Genomic DNA, 22,121 nt, shown 5'->3' with positions numbered 1-22,121 from the left:
GGAGGTGCAGCGATGTCCAAGCATACGTTCGCAAGCTACGCGGTCAGGATCCGTCGAAGCCGAGAGAAAGACTTTCTTCCTCTTAACAATTTCGACGGAGGCGGCGCGGACCTACTGAAAGAATTCTATGGCTTCTTTCAGCACCTGCAGGAGCGACCGCATGAAATCCCAGATAAGGAGCGTTCCCTCGAAGCGCACGACATTTACACGAAGGATCGCTCCCTACGAGTCAAACTGGCGCACGGTTCATACGGCGCACAATCCAGGATCCGGGATCGAAATTCTGGGCAAATCGTGTTCCAAAAAGAAGAAGACCATGTAGATCTCACCGATCTCCGGAATTACTTGATTTTGCCTGAGGACTGGAATGCCGGCCTTCTATTCACTGAGCGCTTTCAGGGAAACGGCGTTATCGCGTCACTAGGAGAATCCTTCAAGAAGGCATTCGCGGGCAAGTACCACGGGTATACGCTGGAGATCAACAGCATGACTTCAGAGGCCGCATTCGGCGTGTACATGGAAACGGGCGAACTTAAGAAGATCCGACTAGTTCGGCATGCCATCCCGGATGACGTTGCAGATGCGCTAGGAATGGGCAACACGGAGAGGGATTTGGGGTCCCTCGAACTGATGCTGCGCCCCCCACGAACCGGATCTTTCCACAAGAAGAAGATCCAATCCGTACTCAGTGGGGAAACAGATGTTTCATCCCTCTTGGAGTGGCGTGAGGTTACCTTCCGAGAGATGAAGGTCGAGGTGAAGATTGCCAACTCCACGCGAACCCTGTCAGTCTCGTCTGGTACAACACCTGCCATGCTCTATGACCTCGACTCCGAGATGCAGCGGGATGGAGTGACCGAGTTGAGCGATACATATGCATATCGGAAGGCAGAAGAGCTCGCAGAAGATCTAGGCGACAACATGGGACTCTCCCGCGATCGAATGCGCCGCGCTTTCCAGTGGCCAGGCGTTTGGGATCACTACAGGCTGGAGGTCCCTGTTGACCACAATGATTGACCTCACCCCAATCATAAAAGACCATCTTAACTCGCTGCGCAGTCACGCAACAGGCAAGATCATGTGGAAGCAAGTGGCGTTCTTTTACGGACCGCCCGTACTGCTTTCGTCAGGCGGATGTGCCCTCAACTGGAGAATCAGTGGAGTCGATAACATCCTGGCCGCTTTCGCCATCTTGACTGGACTTCTATTCAATCTGCTGGTACTGCTATTTGACGTAGCAGCTAAGGCCGCCGCAAGCGTCGGTGGCACAACAGATCAGAACACTCGACTGAAACTCGCTAAAGAGCTACAAGCGAATGTCACCTACACGCTACTCCTCGCGCTCGCGGCCACTACCATCCTCGGCGTGTGCGCAGGAATGAACATCGACAAGTTGAATCGGTGGGTCGGCGCAGCGATCCTGCTTCTCCTTTCGCATTTCACGCTTACGCTGCTAATGATCCTGAAACGCATCCGATCAGCTTTCTTAAATTCCGTAAGCTGAATACGACTTGCCAATCCACGAGATAATCACGACGTGAGATCATGGCGGCTCGCAGAGCCACTAACCAAAACAATGGAAGTCAACGACGCCGTCATTACCGTACTCGCTGAGCATCTTCTAAACGCCTAGCCACATCCACAGCATCGCAGTGCTGAGTGTCTAACTGCGTGACAACGCCGGCGAACAACGGCACACACCCACGCACGCCCACGGACCATCGCAGCACCTCAGCGGCACATAGACCCACGGCCACGCGCTCCCCCTGATTACCAATCCGATAAACGGATTGATCCGACCCGGTGAGCGGGTCGTGACCGTCACCGGTGGGCGGGCTGCTGGTGTCCTTGATGTGGCGTGGGTTACGGGAGGGGTGGCGGGTTAGGGGTGGTCGGTGAAGTCGGGGGTGTGCAGGGCGAGGTAGCGGATGAAAGGGGTCAGGCTCCGCTCCACGGTGAGGTGTCGGGCCGTTGTCGCCAAGGGCAGTCGGTCGGTTCCGTCGGCCTCGTAGCCGGCCCGGTAGTCGAAGCCCCACGCGGCGGCGGTGTCGCGGTCGACGGCGAAGCGGACGGCGGCGATGCCGTGAGCGGCGGCGACGCGGTAGCACAGGGCGCACGGCTCCCCCGTCGCGAGCAGGGTCGCTCCCCGCAGAGCGGCACGGCCGCGGGCCCGGACGGCCTGCCGCAGGGCGACGATCTCCGCGTGAGCGGTGGGGTCGCCGGTCTCTTGGACGAGGTTCACGCCGGGGTCGGAGACCCACCCGTCGTCGGCGACGAGCACTCCGACGAAGGGGACCCCGCCGGACTCGACCCTGCGGACGCAGGCCTCCACGGCGTCGGCCATCAGAGCCGTGAGCCGGGGCGTGTCCGCGCTCACGCGGCGGCCGCTTCGCGCAGGGCCCGGCGGATCACGCCCTCGGTGGCGACGCCTTCGATGCGCCGGGTGCCGATGACGATCGTGGGGACGACGGTGATGTTCATCCGCGCCGACTCGGCCAGTGCGCGCCGGTGCCGCTCCGCGTACTCCTGCTCGTCGAGGGCCGCCGCATAGGCGACCGGGTCGAGTCCGGCCTCCTCGGCCAGGCGGGCCAGGACCGCGCGGTCCCCGATGTCGAGGTCGTCACGGAAGAACGCCGTCATCACGCGACGGTGATAGGCGCGTGCCCGCCCTTGCTCCGAGGCGTACTGGGCGCCCCGGAAGGCCCGTTCGGTGTAGGGCTGCGGCGAGACGGTCGGCAATCGCATCGGTACTTGGTGGTGGTGCGCCATCGGGTACACGGCACGTTCCCAGATGTCGGGCAGGTACGGGTCCTCCGGCCGCAGGGTGGCCGCCGGCCGGGCCCGCAACTCGTGGGCGTGGTAGACGACTTCGACATCGGGCCGATCGGCGATCGCGCGCTCGACCAGCTCGTCGGCGATCAGGCAGAACGGGCAGACGTAGTCCGACCACAGATGGATCCGAGCGGGATGGGTCTGAGCAGTCACGTCGGCCTCCGGCCCTCCGAAGCACCCCGGCGGGTGCGACACCCAGATCGTGTAACTTCACGCCGGTGTCAACTTCAAGGAACGGAAGTCGGCGAACAGTTCAGGAGGTTTCATGCGTATCGGTGAGCTGGCGGAGGCCAGCGGCGTCAGCACGCGGTCTCTGCGGTATTACGAGTCGCACGGGCTCATACGCTCCGAGCGCACCCCCGGCGGGTGGCGCGACTTCGACAGCTCGATGGTGGAGCGGGTCGTCATGATCCAGCACCTGTTCGCCGCCGGTCTGGGCAGCGCCACCATCGACGAAGTGCTGCCCTGCATGGAGGCCCCGCCCGAAGAGCGCAACGGCGTCATGGAGCAGCTGTTCGCCCAGGAGGCCGAGCGCCTGGAGGCCAAGCGACGCGACATCGACCGGGAACTCGACACGCTGCAGGCGCTCCGCATCGAAACGGCCTTGCCCGGCGAAGCCCCGTAGCCGACAGGCGGTAGGCAGTAGGCAGTAGGCGATAGCAGCGCGCGTCCGGGCCGTCGGGCGGAGAGTCGGCGGGCGGAGATCTGGGAGTTCCCTCACTATCCCGCATGTGGTACACCGTGTGTGATCAACCCGTCGCTTTACGCAACGACTTCGGGAGCCGTGCATGCAGGGACAGGACCAGAAGCCGGCCGTCGTCCACCGAGGCAGGACCCTGGCGTGGGAGGGGTTCTGCATGGGGCCGGAGCTGCTGTCGCGCGCGGAACTTGAGCAGGTCTCACTGCGCCTGCTCGGGCTGGACCTGGCCGGCGCTGCGGAGGCGGCCCGTGCCGAGCTGGTGCCGTTCGGCGCGCCCTGCGGACAGGTGCCGGCCATCGTGCTCGGTACCGCGTCCACGCTGAAGGGCTGCTTCGAGGCCGATGTGGCCCACTTGGCCCAGGGCCGGTCGCCGGACGACTTCTCGGCGTACAACGAGGCACGGTCGGTGTATCTGGCCGCGCCGGGCGACCTGGTCGTGGGGCGCGGGGAGCCGTGGCAGCAGGCCGTGGCGGCGTCCGAGGCAGTTCCCGTACAAGTGCCCGAGATGCGCTATTACTACCTGACCCACGCACTCCTTGCGATGGCGGTCGCCTCTCCCCCGGACCGGCCGGCCGCACCGCTGGAGCAGCTGATCCGACAGCTGCGCGCGGCACCGCAGACAGTGGTACGGCTCTTCGCGATCGACCCCGAGGCGCGGATGCTGCTGCTGTGGCTGAAGCGCGCGGCGGGCCTGGAGCGGCTGCGCTTGGACGCCAACGGGCCGGAGTTCGCCGAGGGGTGGAACCGCAAGACGACGCTGTATCCGATGGTCGAGGACCCGGTGGAAGTGCCCGCGCCACGACCGGATGACGACCCGTACGCCACCCTGGCCACCGAGGCCGGAGCAACCGCGTTCCACCGAAAGTTCGGCGTCTGTCTGCCGCGGTTGCCCAAGCTACTCGATCACCCGGGGGCCGAGGCCGACAAGACGCTGCTGCGCGAGCGCCATGGATTGCCGCTGGGCTGCTTCAAGCCCGCCGAGGCGCTGACCGGCAGCCGCATCCGTGTCGCGGTGCCGTTGGCCGACGACGCGGCGCTGGACGCACTGGCGGACCAGGCGATGGAGACCGACGAGGGCTACGTCCTGGAGGCGCACACCGACTACCTGCGCCACCGTGCCCCCATTACGAGTTCATCCTGGCGCCTTCCGCCCACGTGGTGGCGGGAGAGCTCGCCGAGGGCGGCACGGATCTGATCATTGGCAGATCATTGCCAGGAGGGCGGCACAGGCAATTCGAGCCGTTCACAAGGCTGTCCCACCTATGCAATTCAACATGAAACGATCTAAGGGGTCGGGTTCAGCGGGAGATTCGCCGGGGGGTTGACCACGTCGAATTCGAAGACGTATGGGTGGGCGAGATCAATTCCGGCGAGGCGGGCGACCGCCCGGCCGGGCCGACGCATCGTCCGGCGCATGCCATGAAGACCGAGTGGCCGCCCCGGGAACAGCCTGTCCGGTCGGCGCTGTTGCACCGACCAGGGGCCTCGTCGCCCCTGGTTTGCGGTATGACCGCCGCGTTATTCGATCAAGACCTTACTTCTGCAGGAGGACCGACTCATGGCCGACCGGCCTTTGACGCTCATGGCAGTACACGCCCACCCCGACGACGAGGCCACCGGAACCGGAGGGATCCTCGCGCGGTACGCGGCGGAGGGTGTGCGCACGGTTCTCGTGACGTGTACCGACGGCAGTTGTGGTGACGGGCCGGGGGGTGTGAAGCCCGGTGAGCCCGGACACGACCCGGCGGCCGTCGCTCTGATGCGCCGTCACGAACTCAAGGCGAGCTGCGACGTCCTGAAGATCAGCGATCTGGAGATGCTGGACTATGCCGACTCCGGGATGATGGGCTGGCCGAGCAACGACGCCCCCGGGTCCTTCTGGCAGACCCCCGTCGAGGAAGGCGCCGCCCGTCTCGCGGAGCTCATGCGGCACTACCGACCCGATGTGGTCGTCACCTACGACGAGAACGGCTTCTACGGACACCCCGACCACATCCAGGCCCACCGCATCACGATGGCGGCGCTGGAGATGACCTCGCTGACACCGAAGGTGTACTGGACGACGATGCCCCGCTCGGGAATGCAGCGGTTCGGCGAGATCATGCGCGAGTTCGGTGAGGACATGCCCGAGCCCGATCCCGCCGAGGCCGCCGCGCTGGCCGACATCGGCCTCCCCGACGACGAGATCACCACGTGGGTGGACACCACCGCGTTCAGCGGCCAGAAGTTCGACGCACTGGCCGCGCACGCCAGTCAGGGCGAGAACATCTTCTTCCTCAAGATGGGCAAGGAGAGGTTCGGCGAGCTGATGGGCATGGAGACCTTCGTACGCGTCAAGGACACCACCGGCGCGACCGTGCCCGAGAACGATCTCTTCGCCGGGCTGCGCTGACGCCCCACGCTCACACGGGTTCGGCTCTCCCGAGGTCTTGACAACTTGATTGGTCTGGACCAACGATGCGCACAGCAGCGGTGGCCACCGTCGTTCACTTCCTCCCCCACCCCTCCCTGGAGGCACCCCGTGGACCGTGTACGTCAGGGCAGAGCCGGTGTTCGACGGAGACTCGGTGCGGCGATCGCCGTCGGCGCGGCCGCCGCGCTCGCCGTCACCGGGCTCGCCGCACCCGCACAGTCGGCGGACGCCAAGACGGCCGACGTCAGCGCGGCGAACGCCACAGCAGACGTCAACGTCGTCAAGAACGCCGGGTTCGAGTCGGACCTGAGCAACTGGACCTGCGCCGCCGGCAGCGGCGCCGTCGTCTCCTCCCCCGTGCACGGCGGCACGAAGGCGCTCAAGGCCACCCCGTCCGGCCAGGGCACCGCCGAGTGCTCACAGATCGTCGCGGTGAAGCCCAACTCGACGTACAAGATCAGCAGTTGGGTGCAGGGCAGCTACGCCTACCTCGGCGCCCGCGGCACCGGTACCACCGACGTGTCGACCTGGACGCCCGGCACCTCGTCCTGGCAGCAGCTCTCCACCAGCTTCACCACCGGCGCGAACACCACGTCGGTCACCGTGTACACGCACGGCTGGTACGGGCAGAGCGCTTACTACGTGGACGATGTGAGCGTCTTTGGGCCCGACGGGGGCGGCGGCACCGACCCGGTAGAGATACCCGCCGTGCCGGCCGGACTCGCGGCGGGCGCGACGACGCCCACGACGGTGGACCTGTCCTGGACCCCGGTGTCCAAGGCCACCGGTTACACCGTCTACCGCGACGGCACGAAGGTCGCCTCCACCAGCGGCGCCTCCACGACCGTCACCGGCCTCACCCCCGACACCGCCTACAGCTTCCAGGTGAGCGCGTCGAACGCGGCGGGTGAGTCCGCCAAGTCGACGGCCGTGACCGCACGGACCGCCAAGGGCGACGGCGGCGGGGACAGCACCGTGCCCAGGCACGCGCTGACCGGCTACTGGCAGAACTTCGACAACGGCGCCACCGTGCAGAAGCTGCGGGACGTGTCCTCGCAGTACGACATCATCGCCGTCTCCTTCGCCGACGCCACGCCCACCCCCGGGCAGATCACCTTCAACCTGGACCCGGCCGTCGGCTATGCCTCCACCGCCGACTTCAAGGCGGACATCGCCGCGAAGAAGGCAGCGGGCAAGTCCGTCATCCTCTCGGTCGGCGGCGAGAAGGGCACCATCTCCGTCAACAGTGACGCCTCCGCGACGGCGTTCGCGAACAGCGCCTACGCGCTGATGCAGGAGTACGGGTTCAACGGCGTCGACATCGACCTGGAGAACGGCCTCAACCCCACCTACATGACGAAGGCGCTGCGCCAGCTCGCGGCGAAGGCGGGCCCGAAGATGGTGCTCACGATGGCGCCGCAGACCATCGACATGCAGTCCACCTCCGGCGGCTACTTCCAGACGGCGCTGAACGTGAAGGACATCCTCACGGTCGTCAACATGCAGTACTACAACAGCGGTTCGATGCTGGGCTGCGACGGCAAGGTCTACAGCCAGGGCAGCGTGGACTTCCTGACCGCGCTCGCCTGCATCCAGCTGGAGGGCGGCCTCGACCCGTCGCAGGTCGGGATCGGCGTCCCCGCCTCGACGCGTGGCGCGGGCAGCGGTTATGTGGCTCCGTCGGTCGTGAACAACGCCCTGGACTGCCTGACCCGCGGCACCGGCTGCGGCTCCTTCAAGCCGTCCAAGACGTACCCGGCGCTGCGCGGCGCCATGACATGGTCCACGAACTGGGACGCGACCGCGGGCAACGCGTGGTCGAACGCCGTCGGCCCGAAGGTGCACAGCCTTCCCTAGTGAACGGGTAGGGAACGGGTCAGCCCAGGCGGCGTACAGCCTCGTCCATCACCCCGCGCACCAGGAGCGCATCCGGCGCGACAGCGGTGACCAGCACCCCGGGGCCCGCGAGCGGCGTGATGGCGGCCCACTCCCCCAGCGGCCCCGCGGATGGCTTCTCGTGCGCGAACTCCGGTCGTACGACGATCAGTTGCCCGAGCGCCCGGTGGCCGGCGAGGACCGCCGGGCCGTCCCAGCCACCGGGCGCGCCGGGGCCGCAGGACAGCTCCTGGTCGAGGAGGAGCTGTCCCGCGCGGCGCACGGTGAGGCGGCTCGTCAGACGGCCGGGGGCTTCGCCCGTGCGGCCGAGGACCTGCTCCTCACGCAGCACCAGGCGCGCACCGGCGGCGAGCTCGGCGCGCGTGGTGACACGCAGGTCGCTGTCGCACACGGAGATCAACTGCTCGGGCAGCCAGTACAGTTCTGCGCCGTCGGCGACGGTGAGGCGTACGTCGTAGCGCGCGGTCGCCCGGGTCTGGCCCGGCAGCGCGAGGGTGGCCGCCGCCGATGCGATGTGCAGTGCCGAGCCCTGGTGGGCGGTGGCCTCGACGGTGAGGTGGTCACCGCCGAGGGGACCGCTCATCGCGCCGACGAGCGTGACGCGCGCCGCGTGGCCGGTGGAGCGGGTGCGGCGCAGCGCGAGCGGGCCCTCGCCGTCGAGGACGGGGAGCGACGTGCCGCCCCGGCCGTCGGCACGCGCCTCCAGGCGGGCGGTCGCGCGGATGCCCGCGCCGCCCGCCTCGGCGCCGGTCGCGGCCGACGACAGCAGGCTCGTGTCCGTGGCGACCCGGGGGGCCAGGTCGACCGTCACGCCGACGCGGTCCACGTCGCGTACTGCTCGCGCACCCACGCGGCGACCGGGCCGACGCCCTCGCCGGACCTCAACGACTGAAAGATCACGGGGAGTTCGGCGCGCTGCGCCTTCGCGTCGGCGGCCATCCGGGCGAGGTCGGAGCCGACGTGCGGGGCGAGGTCGGTCTTGTTGACGACGAGCAGGTCGGCCGTGGAGACACCGGGGCCGCCCTTGCGCGGGATGTCGTCGCCACCCGCGACGTCGATGACGAAGATCTGCGCGTCGACGAGGCCCTTGGAGAAGGTGGCCGTGAGGTTGTCGCCGCCGGACTCGACGAGGATCAGGTCGAGCGGACCGACCTCGTCCTCCAGGTCCTCGACGGCCTCCAGGTTGGCGGAGATGTCGTCGCGGATCGCGGTGTGCGGGCAGGCGCCGGTCTCCACGGCGGTGATGCGCTCGGGCGGCAGGACGGCCTCGCGGAGCAGGAACTCGGCGTCCTCGCGGGTGTAGATGTCGTTGGTGACGACGGCGAGGGAGAGCTCGTCGCGCAGTTCGCGGCAGAGCGCCGCGACGGTCGCCGTCTTCCCGGAGCCGACCGGGCCGCCGAGCCCGATGCGCAGCGCGCGGCGGCGGCCGTCGGGACGGTGGGCGTCGGCGGAGACGGCGGCGGGGCCGTCGTGGGAGTGGTCGAGGTGCAGCATGACAGCTCCATGGGTCGGGGGTGGGCCGCCGGAGGGGGCGGGCAGGGGCAGTGGATCGGGGGTGCTACGACGCGAAGAGGCGTACCGGCCAGGCCGCGTGTACCTCCGCGCTGATCTCCAGGAGCGGCGCGGAGGCCGCGGGCAGCGCGTCGACGCCCTCGTGGACGGCGCGTCTCGCCGCGTCGGCGGCCTGGAGTGCCACGTGGTCGACGTCGGGCGTGAGCCGGGCCAGGACCGCCGTGGCGTCGAAGGGGTCGAGGCTGAGCAGCCGCACGGTGGCGGTCGCCGGTCCGCTGATCCCTTCGTACGCCGAGCAGTACGCCGCGTCCTCGGGCCCGAGTCCGGCGGCGCGGGCGGCGAGTCCGAGGACGACGGGCTGGTGGGCGCCTTTAGGGAACTGCCGGGCCAGCGCGTCGAGTTCGGGGTGCGGCCAGGTGGCGCGGGCGGCCCGCATCATCTGCCGGCCGAGGCGCCGCGCGGCGGTGCGCAGGGCGGGCGAGGGCGTGCGGGCGTCCGCCACCGAGTCCAGGGCGCTCGGGTCGACTCCGAGGGCGGCGGCCGCCGCCAGGGCGGCCGACACGAGCCCCGAGGTGTGCAGCCGGCCCCGGCAGAAGGCCTCCAGGCTCGCGGCGCCGGTGATGCGGCCCGCCTTGACGGCCGCCTCGGCGCCGCCGGAGTGGGCGTGCCCGCCGGCGGGGAAACGGCCGTCGGCCAGGACGAGAAGTGCTGCTCTGGACATGGGTGGGGTCGCCTGGTGTCGTCGGGCCGTCAGAAGAGGAAGTAGCGCTGCGCGAGCGGGAGTTCGGCGGCGGGCGACGGTTCGACGAGTTCGCCGTCGATGGTGACGGCGAAGCTGTCTGCGGCGACCTCGACCCGGGGCAGCGCGTCGTTCTCGCGCATGTCGGCCTTGCTGCGGCCGCGGGTGGAGCGGATCGCGGCGAACGGCTTGGCCAGACCGAGGCGCTCCGGAAGGCCGTCGTCCAGCGCCGACTGGGTCACGAAGTTGACCGAGTTGAGTGCCGGGGCCCCGCCGTGCGCCCCGAACATGCGGCGCGGCAGGACCGGCTGCGGGGTGGGGATGGAGGCGTTGGCGTCGCCCATCTGCGCGTACGCGATCTGTCCGCCCTTGAGGACGAGCTGCGGCTTGACGCCGAAGAAGGCCGGTTCCCACAGCACCAGGTCGGCGAGTTTGCCGGGCTCGACCGAGCCGAGCTCGTGGTCGATGCCCTGGGCGACGGCCGCGTTGATCGTGTACTTGGCGACATAGCGACGTGCGCGGTGGTTGTCGGCGCGGGTGTCCCCCGGCAGGAATCCGCGGCGCCGCTTCATGACGTGCGCGGTCTGCCAGGTGCGCATGATGACCTCGCCGATGCGCCCCATGGCCTGGGAGTCCGAGGACATGATCGAGATGGCGCCGAGGTCGTGGAGGATGTCCTCCGCGCCGATCGTGGTGGGCCGGATCCGGGACTCGGCGAAGGCGAGGTCCTCGGGGACGGCCGGGTTGAGGTGGTGGCAGACCATCAGCATGTCGAGGTGCTCCTCGACGGTGTTGACGGTGTGCGGCCGGGTCGGGTTGGTGGAGCTCGGCAGCATGTTGGGCAGCGAGACCGCCGTGATCATGTCGGGGGCGTGGCCGCCGCCCGCGCCCTCGACGTGGAAGGCGTGCAGGGTGCGGCCCGCGACGGCGTCGAAGGTGGCGTCGATGAATCCCGCCTCGTTCAACGTGTCGGTGTGGACGGCGAGTTGGGCGCCGGTCTCCTCGCAGACGTTCAGGCAGGCGTCGATCGTGGCGGGTGTGGCGCCCCAGTCCTCGTGGATCTTGAAGCTGACGGCTCCGGCGCGGAGCTGGGCGTGCATCGACTCGGCGTTGACGGTGTTGCCCTTGCCGAGGAAGCCGATGTTGACGGGGCTGGACTCCAGCGCCGCGAACATCCGGGACAGGTGCCAGGCGCCGGGCGTGATGGTGGTCGCCTTGCTGCCCTCGGCGGGCCCGGTGCCGCCGCCGAAGAGGGTGGTGACGCCGGAGGCGAGCGCCTCGTCGACGATGGTCGGCGAGATGAAGTGGATGTGGGTGTCGATGCCGCCCGCGGTGAGGATCTTGCCGTTGCCCGCGATGACCTCGGTCTCGGGGCCGATGACGAGATCGGGGTGGACGCCGTCCATCGTGTCCGGGTTGCCGGACTTGCCGATGCCGGTGACGCGGCCGTCGCGGATGCCGATGTCGGCCTTGACGATCCCCCAGTGGTCGATGATCACCGCGCCGGTGATGACGGTGTCGGGGGCGCCTTCGGCGCGGGTGGTGCGGGACTGGCCCATCGACTCGCGGATGACCTTGCCGCCGCCGAAGACGGACTCGTCGCCGGAGCGGCCGGGGCCGCCCGAGCGGTCCTCCTCGATCTCGATGAGCAGGTCGGTGTCGGCGAGCCGGATGCGGTCGCCGGTCGTGGGGCCGAAGAGATCCGCGTACGCGGCACGGGACAGCTCAGGCATCGAGGGCACCTCCGGTCTCGCCACGCAGACCGGGCACCACGCGCTTGCCGGCCAGCGGGACGAGTTCGACGTCGACGGGGATTCCGGGCTCGAAGCGCACGGCGGTTCCCGCGGCGATGTTGAGCCGCTTTCCGTGCGCGGCGCCGCGGTCGAAGTCCAGACCCGGGTTGGCCTCGGCGAAGTGGTAGTGGGAGCCGACCTGGACGGGGCGGTCGGCGGCGTTGAGGACGGTGAGGCGGGTGACCTCGCGGTTCTCGTTGAAGGGGACGGGCTCGTCCGCGAAGAGGATCTCTCCGGGGACCAGGCCGTGGGCGGTGCCGTGCGATGCGGCATGCATGAGGCGCGAGACTCCCGTCAGACGATCGGCTCGTGGACAGTGACGAGCTTCGTGCCGTCCGGGAAGGTGGCCTCGACCTGGACGTCGTGGATCATCTCCGGGATGCCGTCCATGACGTCGTCCCGGGTGAGGATCCGCCGCCCCGAGGACATCAGCTCGGCGACGGTGCGGCCGTCGCGGGCGCCTTCGAGGATGTGGGAGGTGATGAGGGCGATCGCCTCGGGGTGGTTGAGCCGCAGTCCCCGCGCCCTTCGCTTCTCGGCCACATCCGCGGCCACATGGATGAGCAGTCTCTCCTGCTCGTGCGGGGTCAGTTGCACGCGTCCCACCTCACAGTCCTCGCTCCGAACCGTGCGGGGTCCGGCTGCCGCGGCCACCGCGACGGATATAGATGTAACACACAGCGAGTGCACGCGATCTTGCGCACCCAGGTCAGAAAACCCGCTGGTGGCGTGGCACGGGAGAGTAGTTGGGAGGAGTTTCAACGAGGTTAACCAGTCGTTGACCGCCCCATGACCGTCAGCTGGGCTCCGCCATACCCATCAGGGCCCGCAGCCCGCACCACACCCCGTGACCTGCCGCTCGGCGCCGAAGGACCGGGTCCGTACCGGATCCGTATACGACGCGATCGTCGCCGCGTCCGGCGTGCCGAAGCTGCTCACCGCGACGGCTGCGAACCCGGTCGTCGCGCAGTGGCCGCGGCAGGCCGTACGGGAACAGGCCCCCGGCTCCACCGCGGTGCCGACGGCGGCCACGCTCGCGCACAGCCGACTCGGCGGGCACGCCAGCAACTGGTGCGCGGCACCGGGGGCGTTGGGTCTGACGACGCTCGCAGCGAGCGCTACCGTCGCCGGGCTCGCGGCCTGCTCGGCGCCGCGGGCGTCGGGGCCGGCCCCGACGCTCGGGCGGATGTTCCGCTACGTCGCGCTCGGGCCGCGGTGTTCGGCCGCGATGCCGAACCGCTGCCGCTCCGACGGGGCGGGCGACGTCGACTCGATCGAGGTGACGGTACTGACCGTCCGCTCCTCGGAGGCCTCCGCGAGCCCTTCGAGGCGTTCGAGGTCGGCGGCGGAGACCAGCGCCACGAGCGGCTTGCCGTGCCGGGTGACGACGACCCGCTCGCCGCCGTAGACGACGCGGTTGATCAGCTCGGCGAGCTCTGCGCGGGCTTGCGTCACCGGAATCTCGTAGGCCATGCGTCCAGCTTAGACGCCGCTCTTCACACGCTCCGGGCGCGAGCGACCTCCACGGACGTCCTGATCGTCGAATCCGACACCGCGCACCGGGCCCGCATCTAACGTACGTCCTGTACATTTTTTACAGAGCCGGACCGCACCGTGGCGACCGGAAGAAGAGAGGCGCGTCATGAATCACTCGTCCGCCCGTCCAGCTGCCCGTCATGTCCTGCCCGAGTTCACCGAACGCACCAGTTCGGGAGCGCGGACCATGGACCCGTACTCCAAGCTCCTCGAAGAGCGGATCGTCTTCCTCGGCACCCCCGTCGACGCCACCTCGGCGAACGACGTGATGGCGCAGTTCATGCACCTGGAGTACCAGGCGCCGGACCGCGACATCTCGCTGTACATCAACTCCCCCGGCGGCTCGTTCAGTGCGATGACCGCGATCTACGACACGATGCGGTTCGTCAGCTGCGACGTGGAGACGATCTGCCTGGGCCAGGCCGCGTCGGGCGCCGCCGTCCTGCTCGCCGCCGGCACTCCCGGCAAGCGGTTCGCGCTGCCCGGCGTGCGCGTCCTGATCCACCAGCCGGCCATCTCCGAACCGATCCAGGGCCAGGCCACGGATCTGGCGATCCAGGCCGACGAACTCCTGCGCACCAGGAGGCAGTTGGAGGACATGCTCGTACGACACACAGGGCAGAGCCCGGAGCGGGTCACCGCCGACATCGAACGGGACAAGATCTTCGACGCCCCGGCGGCCCTGGAGTACGGGCTCGTGGACCGGATCATCCCGAGCCGCAAGACCTCGCTCGCCGCCCGCGACCCGAGGTGAGCCACCGATGCTGCCGCCCGAACTGCCGCCCCTGCCCGCCCTCACCCACGCCGAGGCGGAGGTGATCGACCGCTATCTCGAAGTCGTCGACCTGCTCGGCCGCATCAATCCGGCCCGCGCCGAGCACACCTACCGCGGACTGCGCGCCGCCCAGGCCCTGGTCGGCCGGGCCACCGCCCTGCGGGACGCGCTCGCCCTCATGCACCAGCGGGGCGAGACTGAGGTGCACGCACCGACCCTGGCCCGGGCACTGCGCGTCCTCGACGGCGAGCGGCGGGCGGGACGACTCACCGTGCCACCGCCGCAAGGCTCCTGAAATCCCGTCGGCAGCCCGGCGCCCGACACCGGAACGTCCGGGACCGCTTCGAAACGGACCAGTCGGGCTACCCCGGACGGCGTACCCGGACGTCGTCATCCGCACGGTCCGAAGTTGCGTCCAGCGAGTACAGCAAGGGCGGAATTGTGTATTCCGCTGCTGGTCGAGCGGTCGTCAGAGAAGGCGGCGGAACGTCGAATTCGGCAGTGTCCACCTGAACAGGTCAGTCGTGAGGAGCCTCACAAAACGCCGTTTCGGCTCGGTTTTCGGACCTGTTTCGGGTCAAGATCCCTTCCGACGACAAGCCCCCGCCACAGCGGCGGGGCGGTCCGGGCGGACGCCGAGTCCTGCCGCCACCCGGATGACCGGTCGACATCGGTGCAACGGCAGGAGTGGAGGACCCAGGTACGACGGGCCCGTCCGGGAAGTCCGGACGACGCCCTTGGGGTGAAGCCGCAGAGCACGACGCGGCCGGGCATCTTCGCCTGCCCGAACCCGACAGGTCATCCTTCACAGGCGGCTGACGAAGGGTTGCGCATGACCGCGCTGAATCATGTTCCGTCGCTGCTCAGCAGGACCGGTGCCGCATCGGCCCTCACGCTCGCCGTCGTAGGCGGCACCGTCGTGGCCCCCGGGCTCACGGCGGAGGCCGAGGCAGCGACGCACGGAACGAAGGCGCTCAAGATCGCGGCGTCCAAGAAGGGCTCCCCGTACGGCTACGGGGCAGCCGGACCCAACCGGTTCGACTGCTCGGGGCTGACGCTCTACTCGTTCAAGAAGACGGGCAAGAAGCTGCCTCGCACGGCCGCCGCGCAGTACAACAAGACCAAGCACATCTCCAGGTCCCAGCGGACCCGTGGTGATCTGGTGTTCTTCCACTCCGGCAGGAACGTCTACCACGTCGGGATCTACGCGGGTAACAACCGCATCTGGCACGCCCCCAAGAGGGGGACCGTGGTGCGCCTGGAGAAGATCTGGTCCAACAGCGTCTGGTACGGCAGGGTGCGCTGACCGCACCGTCCAGCGCGGCGTTCGTGGGCCGCGGCCGAGCCGGTCAGCGGTCGTCGTCACGCGAGCCGCGCTGGACAGGTGCCTGCCAGGGCAGTGCGATCCATACGGTCTTGCCGCCCTCGTCGGTGGGGCTGACGGAGAGCCTGCCGCCGCACTCGGCCGCCAGCCAGCGGATGATGACCATGCCGCGGCCGTTGTCCTGCTGGACGGCCGCGGGGAGCCGCTTGGGGTAGCGGGGGTGGCTGTCGGTGACACCGATGCGCAGCTGCTCGTCACGGTCGAGTTCGAGGTCCACGGTGAAGGTGGGCGACTGCCCCAGGGTGTGCTGCACGGCGTTGGTGGCGAGTTCGGAGACGATCAGTCTGATCGTGTCGGCCACCTCGGCGTCGCCGGGCAGGCCCCATTCCGCGAGCACGCGGGAGACGAATTTCCGGGCGGCGGGGACCGAGACAGGATCGCTCGGCAGGGTGACTGAGGCTTCCTGGTGGTCTGCCATGGCGACGTTGTCCCTTTCCCACCGGGACCGGTCTCCGGCTCGCGGCGGATGACTCGAGGACAGTCCCGGACTGGTGCTTCGCGCCAGCCTGCCACTCCTTGGCCGGTCACGGGTGGCGATCCACCGAGATGTGCATATATCTGTCGCTCGAAGCGGTGAACTCTGCTACGGCAGACCGTATTTGGGCGGGAGAGCGGTACTTCCTCTAATCTCGCCTACTGCCCTGCCCTGCCGCCGGGAGATCCGACGGCTCCGTCCGAAAGGAGACGGGCATGCAGTACGGCCCCGCGGTGCGCCGTCGACAGCTCGGCGCCGCCCTGCGCGCCCTGCGCGGTCACGCGGGGCTCACCAGCAGCGAGGCCGCGGCCAGGGTCGGCTGGCACCAGTCCAAGGTGAGCCGGATCGAGACGGGCCGCAGCGGCGTGAAGGCCGCCGACGTGCGGCTGCTGATGGAGGCATATCAGGTCAAGGATCCGCAGCGCAGCGAGCTGCTCATCGCGTTCGCCGGCGCCGACGACCCCGGCGCGGGGCGTCATCACTGGTGGAAGGCGTATCGCGATCTACTGCCCGCCACCTACCGCGATTTCATCAGTCTGGAATCGCAGGCGAGTTGGGTGCGCACGCTGGAGACCTCCGTGGTTCCCGGCCTGCTGCAGACCTCCGAGTACGCACGCGCGGTGACCCGGGCCGCGCTCGGCGAGCTACCGGAGGAGCAGGTCGAGGCGCTGGTGGAGGTCCGGCTGGCCCGGCAGGACGTGCTGCGCGCCGATCCGCCGCTGCGGTTGAGCGTGGTCATGGACGAGGCAGTGCTGCGGCGGCCGGTGGGCGGCGCGCAGGTCTTCGCGGGGCAGTTGGTTCGGTTGAGGGAGGCGTCCCACATGCCTCACGTCCGGCTTCAGGTGTTGCCGTTCGCCGCAGGTGAGCATGTGGGTCTGATCGGTCCTTTCGTTATTTTTTCATTTCCGGACATTGCTGATCTGGATGTGGTTGTTCTCGACCATTTGACGAGTAGCCTCTATCTCGAACGGAAAGAAGACCTCCAGGCGTACACGGAGGCCTTCAACTCCCTTCAGGTACAAGCGCTCTCACCCGAGGACTCAACGGATTTCATCGCCGGGCTATGCGACGGCGCGTAAGGAGGCAAAATGACCGCAATGCCTCGGTACGTACCTTCCAGCACGATCATTCAAGGTGCGCGGTGGCAGCGCAGCAGCTACAGCAACGGAATGAACAACTGTGTCGAGACGGCCACCCTCGACTCGGGTCCGCTGAACGGCCTGCGTGCCGTACGTGATTCGAAGAACACCGCAGGGCCAGCCCTGCTCTTCTCCCCCGGCCCCTGGGAGTCGTTCATCAACTGCCTCCGGTGAGCGGTCCCCGGCCCTTCACGGGCCCGGCACGCTTCATCGGGGTGCGTTGCGGCTGATCACCCGTACCGCACCGGCGATCTGTGCGTCGGTGAGATCGGCGCGGGCGGTCAGCCGCAGCCGTGAGATGCCGTCCGGCACCGACGGCGGCCGGAAACAGCCCACGGCAAGACCCTCCGCCCGGCAGTCGGCGGCCCACCGCACGGCCCGCTCCGGTGACGGCGCGCACACGGAGACGACGGCGGCGTCGGGTCGTACCGCCGACAGACCCTCGGCCGTGAGACGGCGATGCAGCTCAGCCGCGACCTCGCGGGCCCGTGCGGCCCGGCCCGGCTCGCGGCGCAGCAGGCGCAGGGCCGCGAGCGCGGCGCCGGCCGCGGCGGGCGCGAGGCCGGTGTCGAAGATGAAGGTGCGGGCGGCGTTCACCAGGTGCTCGATGACCCTGGCGGGGCCCAGTACGGCGCCGCCCTGGCTGCCGAGGGACTTCGAGAGGGTCAGGGTGACCACGGTGTCGTCCGCGCCCGCGAGACCCGCCGCGTACGGGGCGCCCCGGCCGCCGTCGCCCAGCACCCCGAGGCCATGGGCGTCGTCGACGATCAGCCCCGCGCCGAAGCCCCGGCAGACCCCGGCCAGTTCCGCGAGCGGCGCCATGTCGCCGTCGACCGAGAACACCGAGTCGGACACCAGGACGGCGGGGCCGCCGTGCGCGTCCAGCGTCTTGCGGACCGCCTCCGGGTCGGCGTGCGGCACCACCTGCGTCGTCCCGCGCGCCAGCCGGCACCCGTCGATCAGGGACGCGTGGTTGCCCGCGTCGGAGACGATCAGCGAGCCGTGCGGGGCGAGCGCGGTGACGGCGGCGAGGTTCGCCGCGTAACCGGAGGAGAAGACGAGGGCCGCATCGGCGCCGCAGAAATCGGCGAGCTCACGCTCCAGTTCGGCGTGCAGCTCCGTGGACCCTGTGACGAGCCGGGACCCGGTGGCGCCGCCGCCCCAGCGCCGGGCCGCGGCAGCCGCGCCCTCGGTGACCTCGGGATGCCGGGTCAGACCCAGGTAGTCGTTTCCCGCCAGATCAAGGAGGCCGTCCGCGGCGGCGGGGCGCGGGCGCAGGGTGCGGACGAGTCCGGCGTCCGCGCGCAGCCGCGCCTGCTCGTCGAGCCAGCCGAACGCGGTGCGCGGTGCGCCGTCGAGGGCGTCGTCGGAGGCGTCGTCGGACGCTCTGCCCGGCGCGGTGGACGCGCCCGTCACGGGGTGCCTGTTTGTAGACATTGCACAGACCTTAGCCGTCGTGCCACCTGGCCAGGGTGTGGCAATACCCACACCTCAAACCGTTTCTGTTGTGCGAACTCTCCTTGGCCCGGCAGGCTGCCGTGCGTAAGGATCAGCGCCATGGACCTGCTGAACACGCTGGTGGACAAGGGGCTTCGGCGCGAACTGCCGACCCGTGAAGAGGCGCTGGCCGTCCTGGCCACCTCCGACGACGAACTCCTGGACGTAGTGGCCGCCGCCGGGAAGGTACGGCGGCAGTGGTTCGGGCGACGGGTGAAACTCAACTATCTGGTCAACCTCAAGTCGGGCCTGTGCCCCGAGGACTGCTCGTACTGTTCGCAGCGCCTCGGCTCCAAGGCCGAGATCCTCAAATACACCTGGCTGAAGCCCGACGAGGCCTCGCAGGCCGCGGCGGCCGGGGTCGCGGGCGGTGCCAAGCGGGTCTGTCTGGTCGCCAGCGGCCGCGGCCCCACGGACCGTGACGTCGACCGGGTCGCGCAGACCATCGCGGCCGTCAAGGAGCAGAACGAGGGCGTCGAGGTGTGCGCCTGCCTCGGCCTGCTCTCGGACGGGCAGGCGGAGCGGCTGCGGGGTGCGGGCGCCGACGCGTACAACCACAACCTGAACACGTCCGAGGCGACGTACGCGGACATCACCAAGACCCACACGTACGCCGACCGCGTCGACACCGTGCAGAAGGCGCACGCGGCGGGACTCTCCGCCTGCTCGGGGCTGATCGCGGGCATGGGCGAGAAGGACGAGGACCTGGTCGACGTCGTCTTCTCGCTGCGCGAGCTCGACCCGGACTCGGTGCCGGTGAACTTCCTGATCCCCTTCGAAGGCACGCCGCTGGCCAAGGAGTGGAACCTCACGCCGCAGCGCTGTCTGCGCATCCTCGCGATGGTCCGCTTCGTCTGCCCGGACATCGAGGTGCGCATCGCGGGCGGCCGGGAGGTCCATCTGCGCTCGATGCAGCCGCTCGCCCTCCACATCGCCAACTCCATCTTCCTCGGCGACTACCTGACCAGCGAGGGCCAGGCCGGCAAGGCCGACCTGGAGATGATCGCGGACGCCGGCTTCGAGGTCGAGGGCACGGACCAGGTGACGCTGCCGCAGCACCGCGCCGACGCGTCGGCCGCGGCCGCGGGGGGCTGCGGCTCGCACGACGGGGGCGGCTGCGGCTCGCACGAGGGGGGTGCCTGTGGTCCCTGCGGGAGCTCCGAGCCGGCCGCCGAGGCTCCGGCGGAACCCGCGGCGGCGCCCGCGGCCGGTTCCCACGAGGCACGTACGGACCTGGTGGCGGTACGCCGCCGGGGCGCGGGAACGGACCTGGCCCCCAATGCCTGACCTCTCCACGGCGGACCTGCTCGCCCTCGACCGGCAGCACGTCTGGCACCCCTACGGGCCGATGCCGGGCCGCCAGGAACCCCTGGTCGTCGAGTCCGCGAGCGGCGTCCGGATGCGCCTGGCCGGCGGCGGCACCGAGCTGATCGACGGCATGTCGTCCTGGTGGTCGGCGATCCACGGGTACAACCACCCCGTGCTCAACGACGCGGTGCGCGGCCAGCTGGACCGCATGAGCCACGTCATGTTCGGCGGACTGACGCACGAGCCCGCCGTCACGCTCGCCAAACGCCTCGTCGACATCACGCCCGACGGTCTGGAGCACGTCTTCCTCTCCGACTCGGGCTCCGTCGCGGTCGAGGTCGCGGTCAAGATGTGCCTGCAGCACTGGCGCTCGCTCGGCCGGCCCGAGAAGCGGCGGATGCTGACGTGGCGCGGCGGCTACCACGGCGACACGTGGCAGCCGATGGCCGTGTGCGACCCCGAGGGCGGCATGCACGAGCTGTGGCAGGGGGTGCTGCCGCGGCAGGTGTTCGCGGACGCGCCGCCGAGCGGGTTCGACGCGTACGAGGAGTCGTACGCCGAGCACCTCCACGAGCTCATCGGGCGGCACGCCCACGAACTCGCCGCGGTGATCGTCGAACCCGTGGTGCAGGGGGCCGGTGGGATGCGGTTCCACTCCCCCGGCTACCTCCGCGCCCTCCGGGAGGCGTGCGACGCCCACGACGTGCTGCTGGTGTTCGACGAGATCGCGACGGGCTTCGGCCGTACGGGCGCGCTGTTCGCGGCCGACCACGCGGGTGTCTCCCCCGACGTGATGTGCCTCGGCAAGGCGCTGACCGGCGGCTATCTGTCGATGGCGGCGACGCTGTGCACGCCGCGGGTCGCCGACGGCATCTCGCAGGGCGAGGTGCCGGTCCTCGCGCACGGGCCGACGTTCATGGGCAATCCGCTCGCCGCGGCGGTGGCCGGCGCCTCGATCGACCTGCTGCTCGGGCAGGACTGGCCGACCGAGGTCAAGCGCATCGAGTCGGGCCTGCGGAACGGCCTGGCCGAGGCGGCCGCTCTCCCCTCGGTACGTGAGGTCCGTGTCCTCGGGGCGATCGGTGTCGTACAGCTCGACCACCCGGTGGACATGGCCGCGGCGACGCGTGCGGCGGTGCGCGAGGGTGTGTGGGTGCGGCCGTTCCGCGACCTGATCTACACGATGCCGCCGTTCGTCACGGGCGACGACGACGTGGCACGGATCGCCCGCGCGGTGTGCGCGGCGGCGAAGGAGGGGTGACGTGACGGTGATCGTGGTGTCCGGTACGGGCACGGAGATCGGCAAGACGGTGACGACCGCCGCGGTGGCCGCGGTCGCCCTGGCGGCCGGGCGCAGCGTCGCCATGCTCAAGCCGGCACAGACCGGGGTGGCGCCCTGCGGGCCGGGCGACGCGCAGGAGGTGACGCGGCTCGCGGGGGACGGCGTCACCACCCTCGAACTCGCCCGTTACCCCGAGCCGTTGGCCCCCGACGTCGCGGCGCGGCGGGCCGGCCTCGCGCAGGTCCACCCGCAGGACGTGGCCGACGCGGCCGCGAAGCTCGCGACCGAGCACGACCTGGTCCTTGTCGAGGGGGCGGGCGGGCTGCTGGTGCGCCTCGACGACGAGGGCGGCACCCTCGTGGACGCGGCCCGACTCCTGGACGCGCCGGTCCTGCTGGTCGTCACGGCGGGTCTCGGCACGCTCAACTCGACGGCGCTGGCGGCGGAAGCGCTGCGGGCACGTGGTGTGCGCCAGCTGGGACCCGTGGTCGGCAGCTGGCCGTCCGACCCCGACCTGGCATCCCGCTGCAACCTCGCGGACCTGCCGAAGGACGCGGGCACACCACTCCTCGGCGCGATCCCGGCCGGAGCAGCATCGCTCACCGCCTCCCGATTCCGCGCCGAGGCGGCCGGTTGGCTGGGGCCGGAGCTGGGAGGTACGTGGGACGGAACGGCGTTCACGGAGCGGGAGGCGCCGGGGGCGTGGGGGCGGTGAGTCCGCGTCCCGGGTGACGGGAGCGGGAGGGGAGGAGCGCGTGTCGCTCCTCCCCTCCCGCCGTGACCGGGCATCGGCTAGCGAAGATCCCCGAATACCACGCTGGTTTACCCACTGCTGCGCGC

Annotated in this window: 26 protein-coding genes and 1 riboswitch; of the genes, 14 read left to right on the top strand and 12 right to left on the bottom strand. The window is 69.6% G+C overall.

All coding sequences use genetic code 11. The features are described from left to right. The first annotated feature begins 12 nt into the window (after positions 1-12). Together ACZ7LU_RS20595 and ACZ7LU_RS20590 are read left to right on the top strand one after the other, a co-directional pair. Positions 13-1,017, top strand: a complete 1,005-nt coding sequence (locus ACZ7LU_RS20595) for a hypothetical protein (protein WP_471917523.1) — start codon at positions 13-15, stop codon at positions 1,015-1,017. Next, positions 1,001-1,504 carry a hypothetical protein gene (locus ACZ7LU_RS20590; RefSeq protein WP_471917522.1) on the top strand — a complete coding sequence of 168 codons (504 nt, stop codon included), beginning with the start codon at positions 1,001-1,003 and terminating at the stop codon, positions 1,502-1,504. The genes ACZ7LU_RS20595 and ACZ7LU_RS20590 overlap by 17 nt, the downstream gene beginning before the upstream one ends. A 378-nt stretch (positions 1,505-1,882) precedes the next feature. Here ACZ7LU_RS20590 and ACZ7LU_RS20585 read toward each other — a convergent pair whose 3' ends face one another. Continuing rightward, positions 1,883-2,377 (bottom strand): nucleoside deaminase, encoded by a 495-nt coding sequence (locus tag ACZ7LU_RS20585; RefSeq protein ID WP_471917521.1) that lies wholly within the window; start codon positions 2,375-2,377, stop codon positions 1,883-1,885. Further along, positions 2,374-2,985: a DsbA family oxidoreductase gene (locus tag ACZ7LU_RS20580; protein WP_471917520.1), complete on the bottom strand. Its 612-nt coding sequence runs from the start codon at positions 2,983-2,985 to the stop codon at positions 2,374-2,376. The genes ACZ7LU_RS20585 and ACZ7LU_RS20580 overlap by 4 nt, the downstream gene beginning before the upstream one ends. Positions 2,986-3,097: 112 nt before the next feature. Between ACZ7LU_RS20580 and ACZ7LU_RS20575 the strand changes: the two genes are divergently transcribed. The 4 genes from ACZ7LU_RS20575 to ACZ7LU_RS20560 all read left to right on the top strand — a co-directional run bounded on the left by ACZ7LU_RS20575 (position 3,098) and on the right by ACZ7LU_RS20560 (position 7,802). Then, positions 3,098-3,457 (top strand): MerR family transcriptional regulator, encoded by a 360-nt coding sequence (locus tag ACZ7LU_RS20575; RefSeq protein ID WP_398306681.1) that lies wholly within the window; start codon positions 3,098-3,100, stop codon positions 3,455-3,457. A 163-nt stretch (positions 3,458-3,620) separates the two neighbouring features. After that, a complete protein-coding gene (locus tag ACZ7LU_RS20570) occupies positions 3,621-4,727 on the top strand; it encodes a hypothetical protein (protein ID WP_471917519.1) in 1,107 nt (368 codons plus the stop codon). A gap of 363 nt (positions 4,728-5,090) precedes the next feature. Continuing rightward, positions 5,091-5,924, top strand: a complete 834-nt coding sequence (locus ACZ7LU_RS20565) for a PIG-L family deacetylase (protein ID WP_468308062.1) — start codon at positions 5,091-5,093, stop codon at positions 5,922-5,924. Between the two features lie 129 nt (positions 5,925-6,053). Beyond that, on the top strand, positions 6,054-7,802 hold the full coding sequence (locus ACZ7LU_RS20560; protein WP_471917518.1) for a chitinase: 1,749 nt from the start codon (positions 6,054-6,056) through the stop codon (positions 7,800-7,802). A 19-nt stretch (positions 7,803-7,821) separates the two neighbouring features. On the opposite strand, the gene ACZ7LU_RS20555 is transcribed toward ACZ7LU_RS20560, so the two are convergent. The 8 genes from ACZ7LU_RS20555 to ACZ7LU_RS20520 form a co-directional block, all read right to left on the bottom strand. After that, positions 7,822-8,607, bottom strand: coding sequence for an urease accessory protein UreD (locus ACZ7LU_RS20555; protein WP_471917772.1), 786 nt, complete (start codon positions 8,605-8,607; stop codon positions 7,822-7,824). A gap of 41 nt (positions 8,608-8,648) precedes the next feature. Further along, complete coding sequence (gene ureG, locus ACZ7LU_RS20550) at positions 8,649-9,332, bottom strand: urease accessory protein UreG (RefSeq protein WP_398307086.1); 684 nt, start codon at positions 9,330-9,332, stop codon at positions 8,649-8,651. Positions 9,333-9,399: 67 nt separating this feature from the next. Beyond that, the gene (locus tag ACZ7LU_RS20545; RefSeq protein ID WP_468088860.1) at positions 9,400-10,074 is read right to left on the bottom strand and encodes an urease accessory protein UreF; all 675 of its coding nucleotides are present in this window, start codon (positions 10,072-10,074) and stop codon (positions 9,400-9,402) included. A 29-nt stretch (positions 10,075-10,103) separates the two neighbouring features. After that, complete coding sequence (locus tag ACZ7LU_RS20540) at positions 10,104-11,825, bottom strand: urease subunit alpha (protein ID WP_398306691.1); 1,722 nt, start codon at positions 11,823-11,825, stop codon at positions 10,104-10,106. Continuing rightward, positions 11,818-12,129: an urease subunit beta gene (locus ACZ7LU_RS20535; RefSeq protein ID WP_398307088.1), complete on the bottom strand. Its 312-nt coding sequence runs from the start codon at positions 12,127-12,129 to the stop codon at positions 11,818-11,820. The genes ACZ7LU_RS20540 and ACZ7LU_RS20535 overlap by 8 nt, the downstream gene beginning before the upstream one ends. A 50-nt stretch (positions 12,130-12,179) precedes the next feature. After that, positions 12,180-12,482, bottom strand: coding sequence for an urease subunit gamma (locus ACZ7LU_RS20530; protein ID WP_398306692.1), 303 nt, complete (start codon positions 12,480-12,482; stop codon positions 12,180-12,182). 222 nt (positions 12,483-12,704) lie between these two features. Then, positions 12,705-12,917: a hypothetical protein gene (locus tag ACZ7LU_RS20525; RefSeq protein WP_471917517.1), complete on the bottom strand. Its 213-nt coding sequence runs from the start codon at positions 12,915-12,917 to the stop codon at positions 12,705-12,707. Between the two features lie 162 nt (positions 12,918-13,079). Continuing rightward, a complete protein-coding gene (locus tag ACZ7LU_RS20520) occupies positions 13,080-13,358 on the bottom strand; it encodes a type II toxin-antitoxin system Phd/YefM family antitoxin (RefSeq protein ID WP_471917516.1) in 279 nt (92 codons plus the stop codon). 169 nt (positions 13,359-13,527) lie between these two features. Between ACZ7LU_RS20520 and ACZ7LU_RS20515 the strand changes: the two genes are divergently transcribed. The 3 genes from ACZ7LU_RS20515 to ACZ7LU_RS20505 all read left to right on the top strand — a co-directional run bounded on the left by ACZ7LU_RS20515 (position 13,528) and on the right by ACZ7LU_RS20505 (position 15,502). After that, complete coding sequence (locus ACZ7LU_RS20515; protein WP_471917515.1) at positions 13,528-14,175, top strand: ATP-dependent Clp protease proteolytic subunit; 648 nt, start codon at positions 13,528-13,530, stop codon at positions 14,173-14,175. A 7-nt stretch (positions 14,176-14,182) separates the two neighbouring features. After that, entirely contained in the window at positions 14,183-14,491 is a 309-nt protein-coding gene (locus ACZ7LU_RS20510) for a hypothetical protein (RefSeq protein WP_471917514.1), read from the top strand. Positions 14,492-14,848: 357 nt separating this feature from the next. Continuing rightward, positions 14,849-15,025, top strand: a riboswitch (cyclic di-AMP (ydaO/yuaA leader). Between the two features lie 3 nt (positions 15,026-15,028). Then, on the top strand, positions 15,029-15,502 hold the full coding sequence (locus ACZ7LU_RS20505; RefSeq protein WP_398306700.1) for a C40 family peptidase: 474 nt from the start codon (positions 15,029-15,031) through the stop codon (positions 15,500-15,502). 43 nt (positions 15,503-15,545) lie between these two features. On the opposite strand, the gene ACZ7LU_RS20500 is transcribed toward ACZ7LU_RS20505, so the two are convergent. Beyond that, positions 15,546-15,998 (bottom strand): ATP-binding protein, encoded by a 453-nt coding sequence (locus tag ACZ7LU_RS20500; protein ID WP_398306702.1) that lies wholly within the window; start codon positions 15,996-15,998, stop codon positions 15,546-15,548. Between the two features lie 272 nt (positions 15,999-16,270). Between ACZ7LU_RS20500 and ACZ7LU_RS20495 the strand changes: the two genes are divergently transcribed. Together ACZ7LU_RS20495 and ACZ7LU_RS20490 are read left to right on the top strand one after the other, a co-directional pair. Continuing rightward, the gene (locus ACZ7LU_RS20495; RefSeq protein ID WP_398306704.1) at positions 16,271-17,134 is read left to right on the top strand and encodes a helix-turn-helix domain-containing protein; all 864 of its coding nucleotides are present in this window, start codon (positions 16,271-16,273) and stop codon (positions 17,132-17,134) included. A 9-nt stretch (positions 17,135-17,143) separates the two neighbouring features. After that, entirely contained in the window at positions 17,144-17,368 is a 225-nt protein-coding gene (locus ACZ7LU_RS20490; RefSeq protein WP_468088869.1) for a DUF397 domain-containing protein, read from the top strand. A gap of 33 nt (positions 17,369-17,401) precedes the next feature. Here the strand turns inward: ACZ7LU_RS20490 and ACZ7LU_RS20485 are convergent, their stop codons facing one another. Continuing rightward, the gene (locus tag ACZ7LU_RS20485) at positions 17,402-18,631 is read right to left on the bottom strand and encodes an 8-amino-7-oxononanoate synthase (protein ID WP_471917513.1); all 1,230 of its coding nucleotides are present in this window, start codon (positions 18,629-18,631) and stop codon (positions 17,402-17,404) included. Positions 18,632-18,751: 120 nt separating this feature from the next. On the opposite strand from ACZ7LU_RS20485, the gene bioB reads away from it, so the two are divergent. Genes bioB through bioD form a run of 3 tightly spaced genes read left to right on the top strand, consistent with a single transcriptional unit; the run spans position 18,752 to position 21,996 of the window. Next, positions 18,752-19,978: a biotin synthase BioB gene (gene bioB, locus ACZ7LU_RS20480; RefSeq protein ID WP_471917512.1), complete on the top strand. Its 1,227-nt coding sequence runs from the start codon at positions 18,752-18,754 to the stop codon at positions 19,976-19,978. Next, positions 19,971-21,260 carry an adenosylmethionine--8-amino-7-oxononanoate transaminase gene (locus tag ACZ7LU_RS20475; RefSeq protein ID WP_471917511.1) on the top strand — a complete coding sequence of 430 codons (1,290 nt, stop codon included), beginning with the start codon at positions 19,971-19,973 and terminating at the stop codon, positions 21,258-21,260. The genes bioB and ACZ7LU_RS20475 overlap by 8 nt, the downstream gene beginning before the upstream one ends. A 1-nt stretch (position 21,261) precedes the next feature. Then, positions 21,262-21,996, top strand: coding sequence for a dethiobiotin synthase (gene bioD / locus ACZ7LU_RS20470; protein ID WP_471917510.1), 735 nt, complete (start codon positions 21,262-21,264; stop codon positions 21,994-21,996). The last annotated feature ends 125 nt before the right edge of the window (positions 21,997-22,121 follow it).

This window comes from Streptomyces sp. NPDC039462, assembly GCF_055639375.1.
The sequence above is the reverse complement of the archived record's forward strand: the minus strand, read 5'-3'. Positions and strand labels throughout refer to the sequence as shown.